The 20,071-nt window shown below is 67.3% G+C and carries 14 protein-coding genes and 1 pseudogene; 14 read left to right on the plus strand and 1 reads right to left on the minus strand.

The genetic code is table 11. The annotated features are described in order from the left end of the window. Positions 1-289, minus strand: a pseudogene (locus tag ARTB_RS00005) (hypothetical protein); the annotation flags it as partial. 185 nt (positions 290-474) lie between these two features. Between ARTB_RS00005 and ARTB_RS00010 the strand changes: the two are divergent. The 14 genes from ARTB_RS00010 (at position 475) to gltX (ending at position 20,071) form a co-directional block, all read left to right on the plus strand. Next, the gene (locus ARTB_RS00010) at positions 475-1,413 is read left to right on the plus strand and encodes a LysR family transcriptional regulator (RefSeq protein ID WP_243177107.1); all 939 of its coding nucleotides are present in this window, start codon (positions 475-477) and stop codon (positions 1,411-1,413) included. A 129-nt stretch (positions 1,414-1,542) separates the two neighbouring features. Continuing rightward, the gene (gene ilvD / locus ARTB_RS00015) at positions 1,543-3,264 is read left to right on the plus strand and encodes a dihydroxy-acid dehydratase (RefSeq protein ID WP_026538934.1); all 1,722 of its coding nucleotides are present in this window, start codon (positions 1,543-1,545) and stop codon (positions 3,262-3,264) included. Positions 3,265-3,643: 379 nt separating this feature from the next. Beyond that, positions 3,644-5,542, plus strand: coding sequence for an acetolactate synthase large subunit (locus ARTB_RS00020; RefSeq protein ID WP_028277928.1), 1,899 nt, complete (start codon positions 3,644-3,646; stop codon positions 5,540-5,542). A gap of 2 nt (positions 5,543-5,544) precedes the next feature. Further along, positions 5,545-6,057 (plus strand): acetolactate synthase small subunit, encoded by a 513-nt coding sequence (gene ilvN, locus ARTB_RS00025; protein WP_018773531.1) that lies wholly within the window; start codon positions 5,545-5,547, stop codon positions 6,055-6,057. 78 nt (positions 6,058-6,135) lie between these two features. After that, positions 6,136-7,161, plus strand: coding sequence for a ketol-acid reductoisomerase (gene ilvC / locus ARTB_RS00030; RefSeq protein WP_026538933.1), 1,026 nt, complete (start codon positions 6,136-6,138; stop codon positions 7,159-7,161). Positions 7,162-7,279: 118 nt separating this feature from the next. Next, a complete protein-coding gene (gene serA / locus ARTB_RS00035; protein WP_028277927.1) occupies positions 7,280-8,875 on the plus strand; it encodes a phosphoglycerate dehydrogenase in 1,596 nt (531 codons plus the stop codon). 205 nt (positions 8,876-9,080) lie between these two features. Next, positions 9,081-11,867, plus strand: a complete 2,787-nt coding sequence (locus tag ARTB_RS00040; RefSeq protein ID WP_243177108.1) for an ABC transporter permease — start codon at positions 9,081-9,083, stop codon at positions 11,865-11,867. Further along, entirely contained in the window at positions 11,864-12,631 is a 768-nt protein-coding gene (locus tag ARTB_RS00045; RefSeq protein ID WP_018773527.1) for an ABC transporter ATP-binding protein, read from the plus strand. The genes ARTB_RS00040 and ARTB_RS00045 overlap by 4 nt, the downstream gene beginning before the upstream one ends. 9 nt (positions 12,632-12,640) lie before the next feature. Next, positions 12,641-14,200, plus strand: a complete 1,560-nt coding sequence (metG, locus tag ARTB_RS00050) for a methionine--tRNA ligase (protein WP_243177109.1) — start codon at positions 12,641-12,643, stop codon at positions 14,198-14,200. A 180-nt stretch (positions 14,201-14,380) separates the two neighbouring features. After that, the gene (locus ARTB_RS00055) at positions 14,381-15,433 is read left to right on the plus strand and encodes a 3-isopropylmalate dehydrogenase (RefSeq protein ID WP_243177110.1); all 1,053 of its coding nucleotides are present in this window, start codon (positions 14,381-14,383) and stop codon (positions 15,431-15,433) included. A 151-nt stretch (positions 15,434-15,584) separates the two neighbouring features. Then, positions 15,585-16,697, plus strand: a complete 1,113-nt coding sequence (locus ARTB_RS00060; protein WP_243177111.1) for a branched-chain amino acid aminotransferase — start codon at positions 15,585-15,587, stop codon at positions 16,695-16,697. A 115-nt stretch (positions 16,698-16,812) separates the two neighbouring features. Continuing rightward, positions 16,813-17,610: an MBL fold metallo-hydrolase gene (locus tag ARTB_RS00065; RefSeq protein ID WP_243177112.1), complete on the plus strand. Its 798-nt coding sequence runs from the start codon at positions 16,813-16,815 to the stop codon at positions 17,608-17,610. A gap of 5 nt (positions 17,611-17,615) precedes the next feature. After that, on the plus strand, positions 17,616-18,392 hold the full coding sequence (locus ARTB_RS00070) for a fumarylacetoacetate hydrolase family protein (RefSeq protein WP_243177113.1): 777 nt from the start codon (positions 17,616-17,618) through the stop codon (positions 18,390-18,392). Positions 18,393-18,535: 143 nt separating this feature from the next. Next, positions 18,536-20,071 (plus strand): glutamate--tRNA ligase, encoded by a 1,536-nt coding sequence (gene gltX, locus ARTB_RS00075; protein ID WP_243177114.1) that lies wholly within the window; start codon positions 18,536-18,538, stop codon positions 20,069-20,071.

Genomic DNA, 20,071 nt, shown 5'->3' on the forward strand with positions numbered 1-20,071 from the left:
CCGTAGGACCGGCGGCACCCCCGGCCGCCGTCGGACCCGCGGCCGCGGCCGCTGCCGGGCCAGCCGGACTGGTCGCCACCGTCGAACTGGCCGCCGGACTCGCCGTCGCCGCGTCAGGCACCGGCGTCGAATCGGCAGGGGTGCCAGAAGAAATGCCGGCCGAGGTGCCGGTGCTGGTGCCTGCGGCGGATGAGGAATCTGCGCCCGGGCGGCTCTTGTTGCGGTTCAGCAGCCGCCAGACCACAGCGACCACCACGATGATGACAACGAGCCAGACGATCCAGTCCATAGCAGAGCCTTTCAGTCCGTATTCAGCCCATGAGGCATGGTTGCCGATGCTTGACGTTACGTCCGGGCAAAGCCGGCTGTCCACCCTCCCGGCGGCCAAATGCCGGGCATTCCTGGAGCGGATCCCCGGCCCGGTGAGCAACCAGGAACGGGAATCAAACCCGGCCCGGCGTGTAGCCTCGCCTCATGGATTTCAAGCGACTGCAGATACTGCGTGAACTCGCCGGCCGCGGGACCGTAGGCGCCACGGCCGAGGCCATGAAGGTCACGCCATCTGCAGTGTCGCAGCAGCTGAAGACCCTGCAGGAGGAACTGGGCGTCGTCCTCGTAGAGAAATCCGGCAGGGGAGTGCGCCTTACAGAGGCAGGGCTGGCCATGGCCGGCGCCGCCGCCGACGTGTCGACGGCCATGGCCCGGGCGGAAGCAACCATTGACACGTACCGGCGCGGCTGGCAGACACGGGTGGTGGCAGCCTTCTTTCCCAGCGCCGCGGAGATGTTCCTGCCGGGCATGCTGCACCGGGTCAAAGCCGTCGAGGGGCTCCGGTTCGAGGCGCACTTCGAGGACCCGGGCGTTGCCGGGTTCGCCGGGCTGACCGCGGACTACGACATCGTCCTGGCGCACAGCGTCGACGGTCCGGAAGTCTTCGGCGGCCAGGGCCTGACGGTGGTGCCGCTGCTGGACGAACCCCTGGACGTGGCTTTGCCGGCCGGGCACGCTTTGGCCGGCAAAGCCACACTGTGCGCCGAGGACGTCGTCGGCTTTCCGTGGATGGGAGTCCCCGAGGGTTTTCCCTTCGACACCGTGCTGCGCCAGATCGAGGTGCGGGCCGACTCGCAGGCGGTCCGGGCCCAGCAGTTCCCGGATCTGCGGGTCCTGGAAGCCCTGGTCAGCGCCGGGCACGGGCTGAGCCTGCTGCCGCGGTACACAGCGGTCGGCAACCAGGGCCGGGGGTTCGTCCTGCGCCCGCTCGAGGGCGTGAAGGCCAGCCGGAGCATCGTGGCGCTGGCCCGTCCGGACGTCGCGGCCCGGACCACCATCCAGCAGGTCCTGGCGATGCTCAAGGCCGAGGCCCAAGGTGTCGCCGAGGCCCCGGAACTGCGTGACGCGGCTCACCGGGCCTAGGTCAAAGGGGGCCCCGGTTTCATGATGTGAGACGAGAGTCCACTATTTGATCGAAATATTCCCGGTTTTCCGCTTAACGCTCCGTTCTTGGGTCGTTGGCGCCTGTGGCAGAGCCCTAGACTTTGAGCCATGAGTCAGGACACCCAAACAGCAGCAGACACCAAGCCGGACATCAAGCCCCGCAGCCGGGTCGTTACCGATGGAATCCACGCCGCCCCCGCGCGCGGCATGTTCCGGGCGGTCGGCATGGGCGACGACGACTTCGCCAAGCCGCAGATCGGCGTGGCGAGCTCGTGGAACGAGATCACCCCCTGCAACCTTTCGTTGAACCGGCTCGCCCAGGGCGCCAAGGAAGGCGTCCACGCCGGCGGCGGGTTCCCCATGCAGTTCGGCACCATCTCCGTCTCGGACGGCATCTCCATGGGCCACGAGGGCATGCACTTCTCCCTGGTGTCCCGCGAAGTCATCGCCGACTCCGTCGAGACGGTCATGCAGGCCGAACGGATCGACGGCTCTGTGCTCCTGGCCGGCTGCGACAAGTCGCTGCCGGGCATGCTGATGGCCGCTGCCCGCCTGGACCTGGCCGCCGTGTTCCTCTACGCCGGCTCCATCATGCCCGGCTGGGTCAAGCTCGAGGACGGCTCCGAAAAGGAAGTCACCCTCATCGACGCGTTTGAGGCCGTCGGTGCGTGCGCCGCCGGCAAGATGAGCCGCGAGGACCTGGACCGCATCGAAAAGGCAATCTGCCCGGGTGAGGGCGCCTGCGGCGGCATGTATACCGCCAACACCATGGCCTGCATCGGCGAGGCCCTGGGCATGTCCCTGCCCGGCTCCGCCGCACCGCCCTCCGCGGACCGCCGCCGCGACGCCTTTGCGCACAAGTCCGGCGAAGCCGTGGTCAACCTCCTGCGCCTGGGCATCACTGCCCGCGACATCATGACGCGCAAGGCGTTCGAGAACGCGATCGCCGTCACGATGGCCTTCGGCGGTTCCACCAACGCCGTGCTGCACCTGCTCGCGATCGCCCGCGAAGCCGAGGTGGAGCTGACGCTGGAGGACTTCAACCGGATTGGCGACAAGATCCCGCACCTGGGCGACCTCAAGCCCTTCGGCCGCTACGTGATGACCGACGTCGACAAGATCGGCGGCGTGCCGGTGATCATGAAGGCACTGCTCGACGCCGGCCTGCTGCACGGTGACTGCCTCACCGTCACCGGCAAGACCGTGGCCGAGAACCTCGCCGCGATCAACCCGCCGGACCTGGACGGCAAGATCCTGCGCGCACTGGACAACCCGATCCACAAGACCGGCGGCATCACCATCCTGCACGGCTCGATGGCCCCGGAAGGCGCCGTCGTCAAGAGCGCCGGTTTCGACGCCGACGTCTTCGAGGGCACGGCCCGCGTGTTCGAACGCGAACAGGGCGCGCTCGATGCCCTGGACAAGGGTGAAATCCACAAGGGCGACGTCGTTGTGATCCGCTACGAAGGCCCCAAGGGCGGCCCCGGCATGCGCGAGATGCTCGCCATCACCGGCGCCATCAAGGGCGCGGGCCTGGGCAAGGACGTCCTGCTGCTGACCGACGGACGGTTCTCCGGCGGAACCACCGGCCTGTGCATCGGCCACGTCGCGCCGGAAGCCGTCGACGGCGGCCCCATCGCGTTCGTCAAGGACGGCGACCGGATCCGCGTGGACATCGCGGCGCGCACCTTCGACCTCCTGGTCGACGGCGCCGAGCTCGAGGCCCGCAAGGTCGGCTGGGAGCCGCTCCCGGCCAAGTTCACGAAGGGCGTGCTCGCCAAGTACGCCAAGCTCGTCCACAGCGCCTCCACGGGCGCATACTGCGGGTAGTGCCTTCCCTGGGTGGACGGCGCTGAGCGCCGTCCACCCAGGGAGGACCAGCTAGTGGACACCGTTGTCCAAATAGTGAGACACGGGCCGGGCTCGTTGACACCCGTCTCACTCAGAGGGAAAACTGAACGCATGACCGAGATCGTTACAGCCGGAGCCACTGAATTTGAGTGCACTGCAGTCGAGAGCGCTGCAGGTGTTTCCGTCGTACTTACCAAGCGCGTGGCTCAATAGCCTTCACTGGTAACGAACCGTCACGCGCAACCCCTCGAAGAGCCCGCCGGCTGAGGGGTTTTTTTATTTCCCGCAGCACCAGCCGCACCACCAGAACAAAAACAGTAGTTCCACGATCACCGAAGATCCACAAAGGAAGAGTCCGATGAGCAAAGGATCGCCGATCAGCCCCTCGCTGATGGCCACCAAGTCCACTGGAGCCCACAAGGCTCCGGAACGCGTCGAACGTCCGGCTGACGCCGGCGTCGACTCTGCTGCCGTCTCTCCTGTCCTCGGACCGAACAACGTCGTACCCCCGACGGTCATGACCGGTTCGCAAGCAATTGTCCGCTCGCTCGAAGAACTCGGCGTCCAGGACATTTTCGGTTTGCCCGGTGGCGCGATCCTGCCCACCTACGACCCCTTGATGGCTTCCAAAATGAACCACGTTTTGGTCCGTCACGAACAGGGAGCCGGCCACGCCGCGCAAGGCTACGCCATGGTTACCGGACGGGTTGGCGTCTGCATCGCCACCTCGGGCCCGGGTGCCACCAACCTCGTTACCGCCATCATGGACGCCCACATGGACTCCGTGCCGATAGTGGCCATTACCGGCCAGGTCTCCAGCGGGGTGATCGGCACCGACGCATTCCAGGAAGCGGACATCGTCGGGATCACCATGCCGATCACGAAGCACTCCTTCCTGGTCACGGACCCCAACGACATCCCGCATGTGATGGCCGAGGCCTTCCACCTGGCGTCCACCGGACGCCCGGGCCCGGTCCTCGTGGATGTCGCCAAGGACGCCCAGCAGGGCCAGATGACGTTCTCCTGGCCGCCCAAGATCGATCTCCCGGGATACCGGCCGGTGGTGCGCGGCCACAGCAAGCAGGTCCGCGAAGCCGCCCGGCTCATTTCCGGTGCCAGCAAGCCCGTGCTCTACGTCGGTGGCGGAGTGGTCAAGGCCCACGCCTCGGCCGAGCTGCGTGAACTGGCCGAGCTGACCGGCGCCCCCGTGGTGACCACCCTGATGGCGCGGGGCGTTTTCCCGGACTCGCATCCCCAGCACGTGGGCATGCCGGGCATGCACGGCACGGTTTCCGCCGTGACAGCCCTGCAGCAGTCGGACCTGCTGATCACCCTGGGCGCCCGGTTCGATGACCGTGTGACCGGCATCCTGAAGTCCTTCGCCCCGAACGCCAAGGTCATCCACGCCGACATCGATCCGGCGGAAATCTCCAAGAACCGCACGGCCGACGTCCCGATTGTCGGCTCGGTCAAGGAGATCATCCCGGAGCTGACCGAGGCCCTGCGCCTGCAGTTCGAAGCCTTCGGCACCCCGGACCTGACCACCTGGTGGGCCTTCCTTAACAACCTCAAGGAAACCTACCCGCTCGGCTGGACCGAACCCGAGGACGGCCTCAGCGCCCCGCAGCGCGTCATCGAACGCATCGGCGCCCTGACCGGTCCCGAAGGCGTCTATGTCGCCGGCGTCGGACAGCACCAGATGTGGGCCTCACAGTTCATCAAGTACGAACGCCCGCACGCCTGGCTCAACTCCGGCGGCGCCGGCACCATGGGCTACGCCGTGCCGGCGGCCATGGGCGCCAAGGTGGGCGAACCGGACCGCGTGGTCTGGGCGATCGACGGCGACGGCTGCTTCCAGATGACCAACCAGGAACTGGCCACCTGCGCGATCAACAAGATCCCCATCAAGGTCGCCATCATCAACAACTCCTCCCTGGGCATGGTCCGGCAGTGGCAGACCCTCTTCTACGAGGGCCGCTACTCCAACACCGACCTCAACACCGGCCACGACACGGTCCGCATCCCGGACTTCGTCAAGCTGGCGGACGCCTACGGCTGCGCTGCCTTCCGGTGCGAACGCGACGAGGACATCGACGCGACCATCCAGAAGGCGCTGGAGATCAATGACCGCCCGGTGGTCATTGACTTCGTCGTGAGCCCCAACTCGATGGTGTGGCCGATGGTCCCCGCGGGGGTCAGCAACGACCAGATCCAGGTTGCCCGCAACATGACCCCGGAATGGGAAGAGGAGGACTGAACATGACCCGCCACACATTGTCCGTTCTGGTCGAAGACAAGCCCGGTGTGCTGACCCGCGTCGCCAGCCTCTTCGCCCGCCGGGCCTTCAACATCAATTCCCTGGCCGTCGGCCCCACCGAGGTCCCGGGCATGTCCCGGATGACCGTGGTGGTCGACGCCGATGGCGAGCTGATCGAACAGGTCACGAAGCAGCTGAACAAGCTGGTCAACGTGATCAAGATCGTCGAGCTCACCTCCGAATCTTCCGTACAGCGTGACCACATCCTGGTCAAGGTACGTGCGGATGCCGCAACACGCCTGCAGGTCACCCAGGCTGCAGACCTGTTCCGCGCATCAGTGGTCGACGTCTCCACAGAGTCGGTGGTCATTGAGGCAACGGGCCACCCCGAGAAACTCACAGCACTCTTGTCAGTGCTTGAGCCATTCGGCATCCGCGAAATCGTGCAGTCCGGCACCTTGGCCGTTGGGCGGGGATCCCGCTCCATGAGTGACAGGGCCCTCCGCAGCGCGTAACACCGCCGGAGCCGCCCCGTTGTACCGCAGCACCACAGACAATATCTACGAAGAATCCACTCAAAAGGAGACACCCCAGTGACTGAAATGTTTTACGACGACGACGCCGACCTGTCGATCATCCAGGGCCGCACCGTCGCCGTCATCGGTTACGGCTCCCAGGGCCACGCCCACGCCCTCAGCCTCCGCGATTCCGGCGTTGACGTCCGCGTCGGCCTGAAGGAAGGCTCGAAGTCCCGCGCCAAGGCCGAGGCCGAGGGCCTGCGGGTCCTGAACGTTGCCGACGCCGTCGCCGAGGCCGACCTCATCATGGTCCTGACCCCGGACCAGGTTCAGCGCCACGTCTACGCCGAGGACATCGCCCCGAACCTGCAGCCGGGCGACGCCCTGTTCTTCGGCCACGGCTTCAACATCCGCTACGGCTACATCCAGCCCCCGGCCGACGTCGACGTCGCCCTCGTCGCCCCCAAGGGCCCGGGCCACATCGTGCGCCGCGAGTTCGAAGCCGGCCGCGGCGTGCCGGACCTGATCGCCGTCGAGCAGAACCCGTCCGGCAAGGCCAAGGAACTGGCCCTCTCCTACGCCAAGGCGATCGGCGGCACCCGTGCGGGCGTCATCGAGACCACCTTCACCGAAGAGACCGAAACCGACCTCTTCGGCGAGCAGGCTGTCCTCTGCGGCGGCGCCTCGCAGCTGATCCAGTACGGCTTCGAAACCCTCACCGAGGCCGGCTACAAGCCCGAGGTCGCCTACTTCGAGGTGCTGCACGAGCTCAAGCTGATCGTCGACCTCATGGTCGAGGGCGGCATCGCCAAGCAGCGCTGGAGCGTTTCGGACACCGCGGAATACGGCGACTACGTCTCCGGCCCCCGCGTCATCACCCCGCAGGTGAAGGAAAACATGAAGGCTGTCCTCGCGGACATCCAGGACGGCACCTTCGCCAAGCGCTTCATCGACGACCAGGACGCCGGCGCGCCGGAGTTCAAGGCGCTGCGCAAGAAGGGTGAAGACCACCCGATCGAGGCCACCGGCCGCGAACTGCGCAAGCTGTTCTCCTGGATCAAGAACGAAGACGACTACACCGAAGGGTCAGTCGCCCGCTAGGCATTGCCCGGCAGGGGAGCCGGACACCACATCCTGGGGTCCGGCTTCCCTGCTGTCCAGCACCACCCGATTCACCAAAATCCCCACCAGATACATAAGAGAGCTAAAGAGGTCACCGGTGACAAGCACCAAACCTGTCGTACTCCTCGCTGAGGAACTTTCGCCCGCCACAGTCGAGGCCCTCGGCCCGGACTTTGAAATCCGCCAGACTGACGGCTCCGACCGTTCCCAGCTGCTCTCCGCGATCGCCGACGTCGACGCGATCCTGGTCCGCTCCGCCACCCAGCTGGACGCCGAGGCCATCGCCGCCGCCAAGAACCTCAAGGTCATCGCCCGCGCCGGCGTCGGCCTGGACAACGTGGACATCAAGGCGGCCACCCAGGCCGGCGTCATGGTGGTCAACGCGCCGACCTCCAACATCGTCTCCGCCGCCGAACTGACCGTCGGGCACATCCTGAGCCTCGCCCGCCACATCCCGCAGGCCAGCTCCGCCCTCAAGGACGGGGAGTGGAAGCGCTCCAAGTACACCGGCATCGAGCTCTTCGAGAAGAAGATCGGCATCATCGGCCTGGGCCGGATCGGCGCCCTGGTCGCGGCCCGCCTGAAGGGCTTCGACACCAAGATCCTCGCGTACGACCCCTACATCACCTCCGCCCGGGCCGCCCAGCTCGGCGTGCAGCTGGTGACGCTCGACGAGCTCCTGGCCCAGTCGGACTTCATCACCATCCACATGCCCAAGACCCCGGAAACCGTCGGCATGCTCGGCGCCGAGGCGTTCAAGAAGATGAAGAGCACGGCGTACGTCGTCAACGTCGCCCGCGGCGGCCTGGTGGACGAGGAAGCCCTCTACACCGCGCTGCAGGCCGGTGACATCGCCGGCGCCGGCGTCGACGTCTTCTCCAAGGAACCCAGCACCGACCTGCCGTTCTTCAAACTCGACAACGTCGTGGTGACCCCGCACCTGGGCGCCTCCACCGACGAGGCCCAGGAGAAGGCCGGCGTCTCCGTCGCCAAGTCCGTCCGCCTGGCTCTGGCCGGCGAACTGGTCCCCGACGCCGTCAACGTCGCCGGCGGTGTCATCGCCCCGGACGTCCGCCCCGGCATCCCGCTGATGGAAAAGCTGGGCCGCATCTTCACCGCGCTGACCCATGCCTCCCTCACCCAGTTCGACGTCGAGGTGGCCGGCGAGATCTCCTCGCTCGATGTCAAGGTCCTGGAACTCGCGGCGCTCAAGGGCATCTTCGCCGACGTCGTGACCGAGCAGGTCTCCTACGTCAACGCACCCGTCATCGCCGAGCAGCGCGGCATCAACGTCCGCCTCATCACGACGCCGGACACCGAGTCGTACCGCAACGTCCTGACCCTGCGCGGCGCCCTCAGCGACGGCAGCCAGATCTCCGTCGCCGGAACCCTGACGGGCCCGAAGCAGATCCAGAAACTGGTCGGCGTCAACGGCTACGAGGTGGAAATCCCGATCAGCGAACACCTCGTGGTGGTTGCCTACTCGGACCGCCCCGGCGTGATCGGCACGATCGGCCACATCCTGGGCATGAACAACATCAACATCGCCGGCATGCAGGTGGCACGCCAGACGGAAGGCGGCCAGGTGCTGGCCCTGCTGACCATCGACAGCTCCGTGCCCCAGCAGGTCCTTGACGCGATCAAGGCCGGGATCGGCGCTGACATGGTCCGCGAGGTTGACCTCGAGGACTGAAATCCTCCCCGCGTGGCCCCGGCGGCGGCATGACCGCCGCCGGCGGCCACGAGAGGCCGGCCGGTCTGCGTACAATGGCTAGGACCGAATTTCGGGTCTTGGCCGGCAGACCGGCCTTTACTTTTGCACGCCCGGCACGGGGCGCCTTCACTTCCTCAGGAAATGAACTGCGGCGTGCGCACGCAATCCAGCTTTCAGGAGCCCAATGAACGCCGTCCAGAGGTTCATCAGAAGCAGAGTGCTTTTGCTGACCGCGTCCATTTTGATCGTGGCCATGTGCCTGTCCGTGCTCGTCCAGGGTCAGTCCCAGGCGGCGCTGAGCAGGACCGTGGACCAAAACTCCCGGGGGCTCTATGACGTCCTGGTGCAGGCCAAGGCGAAGGATAACGGCGGCCTGATGCAGCCCGACATCGCCACCGGCCAGGGCGGCATCAGCTTCGAGCAGCTGGATTCGATCCGCAAGCTCACCGGCACCTCTGTGGCCGCACCCATCAGCCTGGTCTCGCGCGTGACGCAGAACCTGGAGTCGCCGCGGCTGGACGCCACCGACTACCTGGGCTTCAACGCGGGCCTCGCGGGCACCTCCGGCGACCCGACCGCCACGGATCCGAGCAAGTGGCCGGCCGCGGAATCGGTACTGAGCGACACGCCGAAGAAATACCGCCTCACGGCCAGTGCCGTCAGCTCCGACGGCCACTCCGACCAGACCCTGTTCAAGACCACGGCCGAGGGCTCCCTCGGCAAGGCGAAGCTGGTCGAGGAACAGGTTGAGGGCGGCAAGAACGTCCGCATCCAGGGCCCGGAGGGCGAGACCGGCATCAAGTTCCCCACCCCGGCCGGCGGCTCCGAGCACAACCTCTTCAACCTCTCCGTTTCCCTGCCGATGGCTCCGCAGGTGACCGAGTCCGTCGTCGCCGTCGACCCCGTCTCCGAACGCGCGCTGCTCGGCACGGCCGGTGACTTCCTGTCCCCGCTGGAGAAAGCCCCGCCCGCGGACGCACGCAACGCCGGCGCGATCGGCCGGCACTTCGAGAGCCTCTTCACCAACGGCATCAGCATGGACGAACTCAAGGAAGGCCCGGACTTCCTCGGCGTCAAGCTCAAGTACTGGGCACCGCTGATGACCCAGTACCAGCAGGCCAAGCGCGACGGCCAGCTCACCGACGATTCGCAGGCCATCCCGCTGATCGTGCGCTCGGGCACCGCCCTGGACCTGAAGTACTCGGTCAAAATCGAGGAAATCGACGACTCCGGCAACGTCACCAAGGACGTCGGCACCGTGACCCGCTCGCTGGACAAGGACTACCTGCCGTTCGTTTCCAAGTCCCCGTTCGCCCTCGCCTGGCCCGGGTCCAAGGATCTCTCCCAGCTCATGGGTGACACCGGATCCTTCAGCCAGGGCCTCTACAACCCGGCCACCTGGACCACCAACTTCGCCGCCGCCCCGGCGTATAAGGACGGCGAAACCGCCGCCAACGGCGCCGTTGACAAGAGCGCCACGCCCGGTGACTGGGTCACCGTGAACCGGCTGCCGGACAAGGCCGCCAACGGCGAAGCCGTCGACCAGACCCAGCGCGAGCCGGTAGACGAGCGCTCCTACCGCCAGAACCTCGAAACCGGCAAGAAGCTGGCCACGCCGCTGGCCATGGTCTACGGCACCTTCGACGCCGCGAACGTCAAGGAAGCTGCCGGCGACGTCAACCGGCTGCCCCTGGGCGGCTATGACCCCGCGCCGTTCACCCTGACCAAAGACGCGTCGGGCAAGGACGTCAACACCGAACTCAAGCCCTCGCTGAGCGCCACGGGGCTGGTCAGCCAGTCCGCCGGAGCCATCACGGACTACTACGGCCTCGCCGCCGCCCGCGGCTACGATGCGAACGCCAACGTGATCGACGCCGTCCGGGTCCGCGCCAAGGTTCCGGGCAGCTGGAAGCAGGCACAGCCCGAGGTGGAGAAGCTCGCCAACGAGATCCGCGACATGGGCCTGCAGGCCACCGTGGTGGCCGGTTCGGCCCGCGAAGACGCCAGCATCGCCGTTCCCGGCTACTCCAAGGACGACGCCGGCAAGGAATCGCCGCTGGGCACCGTGCAGCAGTCGTGGGTCCGCCAGGACGCCGCGGACGCCGTGTCCGGCTCGCTGACCGCCACGAACCTGACCCTGCTGTTCCTGACCCTCTGCGGTGCTGCCCTCCTGACCGGAGCCTCCACCGTCAGCTACATCCGCAAACGGCGCAGCGAGGCCGGTACTTTGCGCGCCATGGGCTGGACCCAGCGCAAGATCCGTTCCTGGGTGCTGGCCGAATTCGGCGTCGGCGCCGCGCTGCTTGCCGTCGTCGGTGTCGTCCTGAGCCTGATCAGCTGGAGCACCGCCACCGCGGTGGTCTCGGCGTCGGTCCTGGTGCTGTACGCCGGTGCCGCGTTCGTCGCGGCGCAGCAGCTGCGCCACCGCGACGTCGTGGACCAGGAGCCGCAACACGATGAACGGCTCATGGCGGTCGATTCCCCGCTGACCTTCGCCAACCGGCAGCTGAGCACCAACAAGTTCAACACCATCTCCCTGGCTGTTGCCGTCGGTGTCTTCGCCGCGGCCGTCGGCGGACTCGTCGCCCTGCTGATCGATATTCCGCGGGCCGCCGGCGCCAGCGCCCTCAGCGGGCTGGCCGCGGCGAGCATCGCCCTGCCCAGCATCATCTTGGGCGTGTCCGGTGTTGCCGTCGGGCTGCTGCTGACCATGGTCACCGGCCGCTTCGAGCTGCAGGCCAAGCGCCAGTACCTCGGCACGCTGCGGGCCATGGGCTGGAACCCGGACATGCTGGGCCAGGTCCGCTTCTTTGAAAACGCCATGGTGGGAACCGTCGCGCTGCCGCTGGGTGTTGTGGGCGCCCTCGGCATCGGCCTCCTCCTGGCACCCTACGCCGCGCTGTGGGCCGCAATTGCCGGTCTCGTAGCTGTACTTTGCTGGATTCCGATTGCAACGAAAGTGGTCCAATGACTAACGAGCTGAACCTTGACCGGGAGGCACACGACCGGATGACCGCCAGCACCCGTCGCGGTGCGCACAAGACCCGCGCCAACACGATCGTGAAGGCCACGGACCACGCCACCCCGCTGGAACTGAGCAACATCACCATCCATTACGGCGGCGGCAAGGGCGGTGCCGAGGCCGTCAACGTCGTGGACGACTTCAACATGACTCTGCATGCCGGCGAAATGCACTGCGTCGCGGGCCGCTCCGGCTCGGGCAAGACCAGCATCCTGACCGTCGGCGCGGGACTGACCCTGCCGACGTCGGGCCGGGTGTTCTGGGAAGGTGACTCGCTCGAGACCATGGGCGACGACGAGATCGCCGACCGCCGCCGGGCCCTGATCGGCTACGTCGACCAGGGCGGTGCCCTGATCGACGGGATGAGCGCGCTCGAGAACGTCCTGCTGCCGGCCGTGCCGGACGGCGAGGTCGAGAAGCGCCGCGACATGGCGAAGGACCTCCTGGACCTCGTGGGCCTGGGCCGGCGCATGCGCCACCGCCCGGCGCAGCTTTCCGGCGGTGAACGCCAGCGCGTCGCAATCGCCCGGGCGCTCATTCTCGGCACCCGCGTCCTGGTGGTCGACGAGCCCACGGCCAGCCTGGACCGTGCCGCGGCCAACCGCATCATCAGCATCCTCAAGGACACCACCTCGGACGGCATTGCCGTGCTGGTGGCTTCACATGACCACGAACTGGTCCGCCAGAGCGATACCCTCACAGAACTGATCTAGATTTAGACCGTGACTTCAACTGATCAGACCCCGTTCTACATCACCACGGCCATCACGTACCCCAACGGGGTGCCGCACATCGGCCATGCGTACGAGTACATCGCCACCGATGCGATGGCCCGGTTCAAGCGCCTGGACGGGTACGACGTCTTCTTCCTGACCGGCACCGACGAGCACGGCATGAAGATCGCCCAGACCGCCGAGAAGGAAGGCGTCACGCCCAAGGAACTGGTGGACCGGAACGCCGAGATCTACAAGGCGGCGCACGCGGCCCTCGGGGTTTCCTACGACCGTTTCATCCGCACCACGGACGCCGACCACTACGCGGCGTCGCAGGCCATCTGGAAGAAGATGGAAGCCAACGGGGACATCTACCTGTCCAAGTACGAAGGCTGGTATTCGGTCCGCGACGAGGCGTTCTACGTCGAGGACGAGACCGTGGTCAAGGACGACGGGATCCGCTACTCGCGCGAATCCGACACCGAGGTCACCTGGACGGCCGAGGAGAGCTACTTCTTCCGGCTCTCCGCCTATCAGGACAAACTCCTGGCGCTCTACCAGGCCCACCCGGAATTCGGCGCCCCGCAGTCCCGCTTCAACGAGGTCATCAGCTTCGTCCGGCGCGGTCTGGAGGATCTCTCCATCAGCCGCACCACGTTCGACTGGGGCGTTCCCGTGCCCGGCAACGACAAGCACGTCATGTACGTGTGGGTCGATGCGCTGACCAACTACCTCACCGGGGTCGGCTACCCGGGCGTCGACTCGGACTCCTTTAAGAAGTTCTGGCCGGCCGACGTGCACGTGATCGGCAAGGACATCTCCCGCTTCCACGCCATCTACTGGCCGGCGTTCCTCATGAGCGCCGGACTGGAGCTGCCGAAGCGGATCATGATCCACGGCTTCCTGCAGAACAACGGCGTCAAGATGTCCAAGTCGCTGGGCAACGTGGTGGCCCCCTCGGACTTCGTGGCCCAGTACGGCCTGGACCAGGTCCGCTACTTCTTCCTGCGCGAGGTCCCCTTCGGCGCGGACGGCAACTACAACCACGAGGCAATCGTGGGCCGGATGAATTCCGACCTCGCCAACAACTTCGGCAACCTGGCCCAGCGGTCGCTGTCCATGGTGGCCAAGAACTGCGAGGGCCGCGTGCCCGCGCCCGGCGCATTTTCCGCCGAGGACACCGCGATTCTGGCCCAGGCCAACGGACTGCTGGACGCCGCCCGGGCCGCGTTCGAGAAGCAGGAGTTCAGCCGCGCACTGGAGGCCATCTGGGCTGTCCTGGGGGACACCAACGCCTACTTCGCCGAGCAGGCCCCGTGGGTGCTGCGCAAGACCGACGTCGAACGCATGAACACGGTGCTCTACGTGACGCTCGAGGTGCTGCGGATCGTCGCGATCCTGGCCCAGCCGGTCATGCCGGTGGCGACGGCGGCGATCCTGCACACGCTCGGCCAGCCCGAGGGCGGGGCGCGCCAGTTCTCGGCCCTGGGCACTCCGATCGCTGCCGGCACGGAACTGCCCGCCCCGGCCCCGGTGTTCCCGAAGTACGAGGAACCCGCCGAAGCCTGAGCCCCCCACCCGGACGCTCCCGCAGATCCGGCGGCGTTTCGAGTGACGCTCCCGCACTTCCGTTTCGGAAGTGCGGGAGCGTTTCGTCTTTTCCTGCCGAAAGTGAGGGAGCGTCCGTAGGGGTGGCCGAATAGTGAGACAACTTGACCAGAATGTGGATCACTTGGCTACCCTGAAAATATGAGCGCATCCACGATTGATCTGGCAGTCATCCCGGGCGACGGCATCGGCCCGGAGGTCACCGCCGAAGCCCTGAAGGTCCTTGAAAAGGCCGCGGCCGCAGAAGGGATCGTGCTCCAGCAGACCCACTACAAGCTGGGTGCGGAGCACTGGCTCGCGACGGGGGAGACCCTGCCCGCGGCCACCCTCGCCGACCTCCGCACCCGCGACGCCATCTTGTTCGGCGCCGTCGGCGCGGCCCCCGGCGACACCCGGATCCCCTCCGGCATCATCGAGCGCGAGCTCCTGCTGAAGCTGCGCTTCAGCCTGGACCACTTCGTCAACCTGCGGCCCTCCCGCCTGTACGCCGGCGTCGGCAGCCCGCTCGCGAACCCCGGCGAGATCGACTTCGTCGTCGTCCGCGAAGGCACCGAGGGCCCCTACGTGGGGAACGGCGGCACGCTGCGCGCCGGCACCCCCCACGAGGTGGCCACCGAGGTGTCCCTGAACACCGCCCACGGCGTGGAGCGCGTGGTCCGCGACGCGTTCCGCCGGGCCAACGACCGCCCCCGCAAGAAGCTCACCCTGGTGCACAAGCACAACGTCCTGGTCTTCGCCGGCCAGCTCTGGAAGCGCACGGTCGAGGCCGTGGCCCAGGAGTTCCCCGAGGTCACGCACGACTACCTCCACGTCGACGCCGCCACGATTTTCATGGTCACCGATCCGGCCCGCTTCGACGTGATTGTCACCGACAACCTGTTCGGCGACATCATCACCGACCTCGCGGCGGCCGTGACCGGCGGGATCGGCCTCGCCGCCTCCGGCAACCTCAACATGGACCGCACAGCGCCGTCCATGTTCGAACCGGTCCACGGGTCCGCCCCGGATATCGCCGGCCAGCAGAAGGCCGACCCCACCGCGGCCATCCTCTCCGCGGCGCTCCTGCTCGACCACCTCGGTTTCGCCGGCGCCGCCCGGAAGATCGAGGCGGCCGTCACGGCCGACGTTGAAGCCCGCGACGGCGCCGTCCGCACCACCAGCGCGATCGGCGACGCCATCGCGGCGGCGCTTTAGGCCCGGGCTGCATTTCCTGGACTGCAGGCGACTGCGGACACCGCAAAACCGTGCTGCCAACGGGCGTAAGCTTGTTTCGAATCACCAATATGCTGCCGTGGTCCGAGGGTGAACCACGTTCCCACACCAGGCAGCCGATCGTGGAGGAACCATGACTCAGACTGCCCATGGCGTCGAATTCACCCAGCACCTGTCGGAGACCCCGAAGTCTGCTGAAGAGCGTGCCGCCATCCTGGCAAACCCGGGATTCGGCGACTATTTCACCGACCACACCGCGATTGTGGACTACAGCGTCGACGCCGCCGGCAACGGCGGCTGGCACGACGCGCGCGTTGAGCCCTACGGCCCGATTTCCCTGGACCCGTCCGCCGCCGTGCTGCACTACGGCCAGGAGATCTTCGAGGGCCTCAAGGCCTACCGCCACGCCGACGGCTCGGTCTGGACGTTCCGGCCCGAGGCCAACGCCGCCCGGCTGAACAAGTCCGCCCGGCGCCTGGCCCTGCCCGAACTCCCGGAAGAATACTTCCTCGGCGCCATCCGCGAGCTCGTCGCGGCAGACAAGGACTGGGTCCCCGCCGGCGACGGCGAAGCCCTGTACCTGCGGCCCTTCATGATCGCCACCGAGGCGTTCCTTGGCGTGCGGGCAGCGCGCGAGGTCTCCTTCCGCGTGATCGCCTCCCCGGCCGGCAACTACTTCGGCGGCGAACTCAAGCCCGTCTCCATCTGGATCTCGCGCGAATACGCCCGCGCCGGCCGCGGCGGAACAGGCGCCGCCAAGTGCGGCGGCAACTACGCTGCCTCGCTGATCGCCCAGCAGGAGGCCGAGGCCAACGGCTGCAAGCAGGTCCTCTTCCTGGACCAGTTCAACGACAACGCCGTCGAGGAACTCGGCGGCATGAACGTCTTCTTCGTCATGAAGGACGGCTCGCTCGTCACCCCCGCGCTCTCAGGCACCATCCTGGAAGGGATCACCCGGATGTCCGTGATCCAGGTGGCCCGGGACATGGGCCGGGACGTCACTGAACGCAAGATCACCCTGGATGAGTGGCGCGACGGTGTTGCCTCCGGAGACATTGCCGAGGTCTTCGCCTGCGGCACCGCCGCGGTCATCACCCCCATCGGCGTGCTCAAGGACGCCACCGAGTTCATCGGCTCCGAGGACGCCACGGCGGGGGAGACCACCCTGGCCATCCGCGCCCAGCTGCTCGGGATCCAGACCGGCACCGTGGAGGACACCCACGGTTGGCTGACCCGGCTGGCATAGCCACAGAACGTCTAAGTGCACGACGGCGGTCCCCACCTTTCGGTGAGGGCCGCCGTCGGCGTCTGTGGTCCCGGGCTGGAGCCAACGACGCCCGATTCAATGCAAGGATGGGTCCGTGACCTCCGAGACATCCCGCGGCATTGTCCGCAGCAGTGAGCTGACCCGGTTCCGCCTCGCCCCGAATCCGGGCCCCATGAGCCTGGACGGCACCAACTCCTATCTCATTGCCGCCCCGGGGGCGGCGGCCAGGGTGGCCGTCGACCCCGGGCCCCTCGACGAGCCGCACCTGCAGGCGCTGGCCGGCGAGGGACCGGTCGAACTCATCCTGATCACACACCGGCACGCGGACCACACCGCGGCCGCCGAGAGGTTTTCCGCCTTGACGGGCGCACCGGTCCGGGCCGCGGGCCCCGCCCACTGCCACGGCGCACCCCCGCTGCAGGACGGCGAAACCATCCGGGCGGCCGGCACTGACATCCGGGTCCTGGCGACGCCGGGCCACACCTCGGATTCGCTGTGCTTCCACCTGCCGCAGGACGGACCGCACGGCTCTGTGCTGACCGGGGACACGATTCTGGGCTCCGGAACCACGGTGCTGGACTACCCCGACGGCACCCTCCGGGACTACCTCGACTCGCTGGACCGGCTCGAACGCCTCGGGCCGGCCACGGTGCTGCCGGCCCACGGCCCGGTGCTGCCGGCCCTGGACGCCGTCGCCCGCGCCTACCGGGACCACCGGCGCGGCCGGCTCGAACAGGTCCGGGCAGCCCTCGCGGCACTGGGCGCCGACGCCGATGTCCGAGCCGTCACGGACGCCGTGTACGCCGACGTCGACCCCTCCGTCCGCCGCGCCGCGGAGCTCTCCGTCGCCGCGCAGCTGGACTACCTGCGCACCGAGGGGACGGTAGGCTAGGAACCATGCGTATCGCCCGGTTTGTAGTCGATTCTGATCCCCTCTACGGCATCGTGGAAGGTGAGCCCGGCAGTGAGGAAGTCACTGTCATCAAGGGCGACCCCTTCTTCCACGGCGTGGAACGAACCCCCGTGAAGCACAAGCTGGAGGACGTACGCCTGCTGGCGCCGATCATCCCCCGCAGCAAGGTGATCGGGGTTGGCCGCAACTTCGCGGAGCACGCCCGGGAGCTCGGCAACGAGGTCCCGGCGCAGCCCCTGCTGTTCCTCAAGCCCAACACGTCCGTGATCGGGCCCAACGATCCCATTGTCCTGCCGGAGTTCTCCGAGGACGTCTCCTTCGAGGCCGAGCTGTGCGTCGTCATTGGCCGGATCTGCAAGGACGTGCCCGAGGACCGGGTCGATGATGTGATCTTCGGCTACACCTGCGGCAACGACCTCACCGCCCGCGACGTCCAGAAGACGGACCTGCAGTGGGCCCGGGCCAAGGGCTTCGACACCTCGGCCCCGCTCGGGCCGTGGATCGAGACCGAGCTCGACACCGAGGACCTGCAGATCCAGGGCCGGCTCAATGGCGAACTGCGCCAGGACGGCAGCACGAACCAGATGATCCGCGGCGTCCGGGAGCTCGTCTCCATCGTCTCGCAGGCCTTCACCCTGCTCCCGGGCGACGTCATCATGACCGGTACCCCGGCCGGCGTCGGCGCCGTGCAGGCAGGCGACCGCTATGAGGTCGAGATCGAGGGCATCGGACGGCTCTCCAACCCGGTGGTCCGCCGCTAGAACTGTCCGTCAGGACCAAGAGCTCCGATTTCAGACAGCCGCCCCGTGGATCCACGGGGCGGCTGTCCGTTTCCGTGGCGGTATTTCCCTGGCCGCATTCCGGGCGGGTGGCGCTGGGAGAGATTGGTAATGTTGGTACCACTATGACTACTGCTTCCGCGGCCGACGCCGTTCCCAGCTCCGCCCCTGCTGCCTCCACCGGTGAAGTCACCGCTGACACCCCGGTCCGTGTCCGGTTCTGCCCGTCACCCACGGGCACCCCGCACGTCGGCCTGATCCGCACCGCCCTGTTCAACTGGGCCCACGCCCGGCACACGAAGGGCACCTTTGTGTTCCGGATCGAGGACACGGACGCGGCCCGCGACTCGGAGGAGAGCTACCAGCAGCTGCTCGAGGCCCTCAAATGGCTCGGCATCACCTGGGAAGAGGGCGTGGAAGTCGGCGGCCCGCACGAGCCCTACCGCCAGTCGCAGCGCCTGGACCTCTACAAGGACGTCGTGGCCAAGCTGATCGACGCCGGTTACGCCTACGAGTGCTACTCCTCGCCGGAAGAAGTTGAAGCCCGCCACCGCGCCGCCGGCCGCGACCCGAAGCTCGGCTACGACAACTTCGACCGCGAACTCTCCGAGGACCAGCTCGCCGCGTTCAAGGCCGAGGGCCGCCAGCCCGTGCTGCGCGTCCGGATGCCCGACGAGGACGTCACGTTCACGGACATGGTCCGCGGCGAGATCACCTTCAAAGCCGGCAGCATCCCGGACTACGTCATTGTCCGCGCCGACGGCTCCCCGCTCTACACCCTCGTCAACCCCGTCGACGACGCCCTCATGGGCATCACCCACGTGCTCCGCGGCGAGGACCTGCTCTCCTCCACGCCCCGCCAGGTGGTGCTGATCCAGGCGCTGATGGACATCGGCGTCGCGAGCTACATGCCGGTCTTCGGCCACCTGCCGTACGTCATGGGCGAGGGCAACAAGAAGCTCTCCAAGCGCGACCCCCAGTCCAACCTGTTCCTGCTCCGGGACCGCGGCTTCATCCCCGAGGGCCTGCTGAACTACCTCTCCCTGCTCGGCTGGAGCCTCTCCGCCGACGAGGACATCTTCACGGTGGATCAGCTGATCGAGCACTTCGACGTCAACGACGTGCTGGCCAACCCGGCACGCTTTGACATCAAGAAGGCCGAAGCCATCAACGGCACCCACATCCGCATGCTCGGCGCCGAGGACTTCCGCGGCCGCCTGGTGCCCTACCTGCAGGCCGCCGGTTTCGTGGGGGAGAGCCTCACGGACCGCGATGAGGAGATCCTGGCCGAGGCCGCACCGCTGATCCAGGAGCGCATCTCGCTGCTGGGCGAGGCCCCCGAAATGATCGCGTTCCTGTTCAAGGCCGACGACGCCATCGACGTCGCAGACGACGCCCGCAAGGGCTTGCCGGAGAACCTCACCGAGGTGCTCGACGCCGCCCTGGCCGCCCTGGAGCCCGTTGCCGACTGGACGGCCGAGAACATCCAGGCCGCCCTGAAGGAAGCCCTCGTGGAAGGCCTCGGCGTCAAGCCGCGCCTGGCGTTCGGCCCGGTCCGCACGGCTGTCTCGGGCCGGCGGATCTCCCCGCCGCTGTTCGAGTCCATGGTCATCTTGGGCAAGGATTCCTCCCTGGCCCGCCTGCGCGCTTTCCGCGGCTGA

The sequence above is a fragment of the Arthrobacter humicola genome (assembly GCF_022803015.1).
Classification (GTDB): Bacteria; Actinomycetota; Actinomycetes; order Actinomycetales; family Micrococcaceae; genus Arthrobacter; species Arthrobacter humicola_A.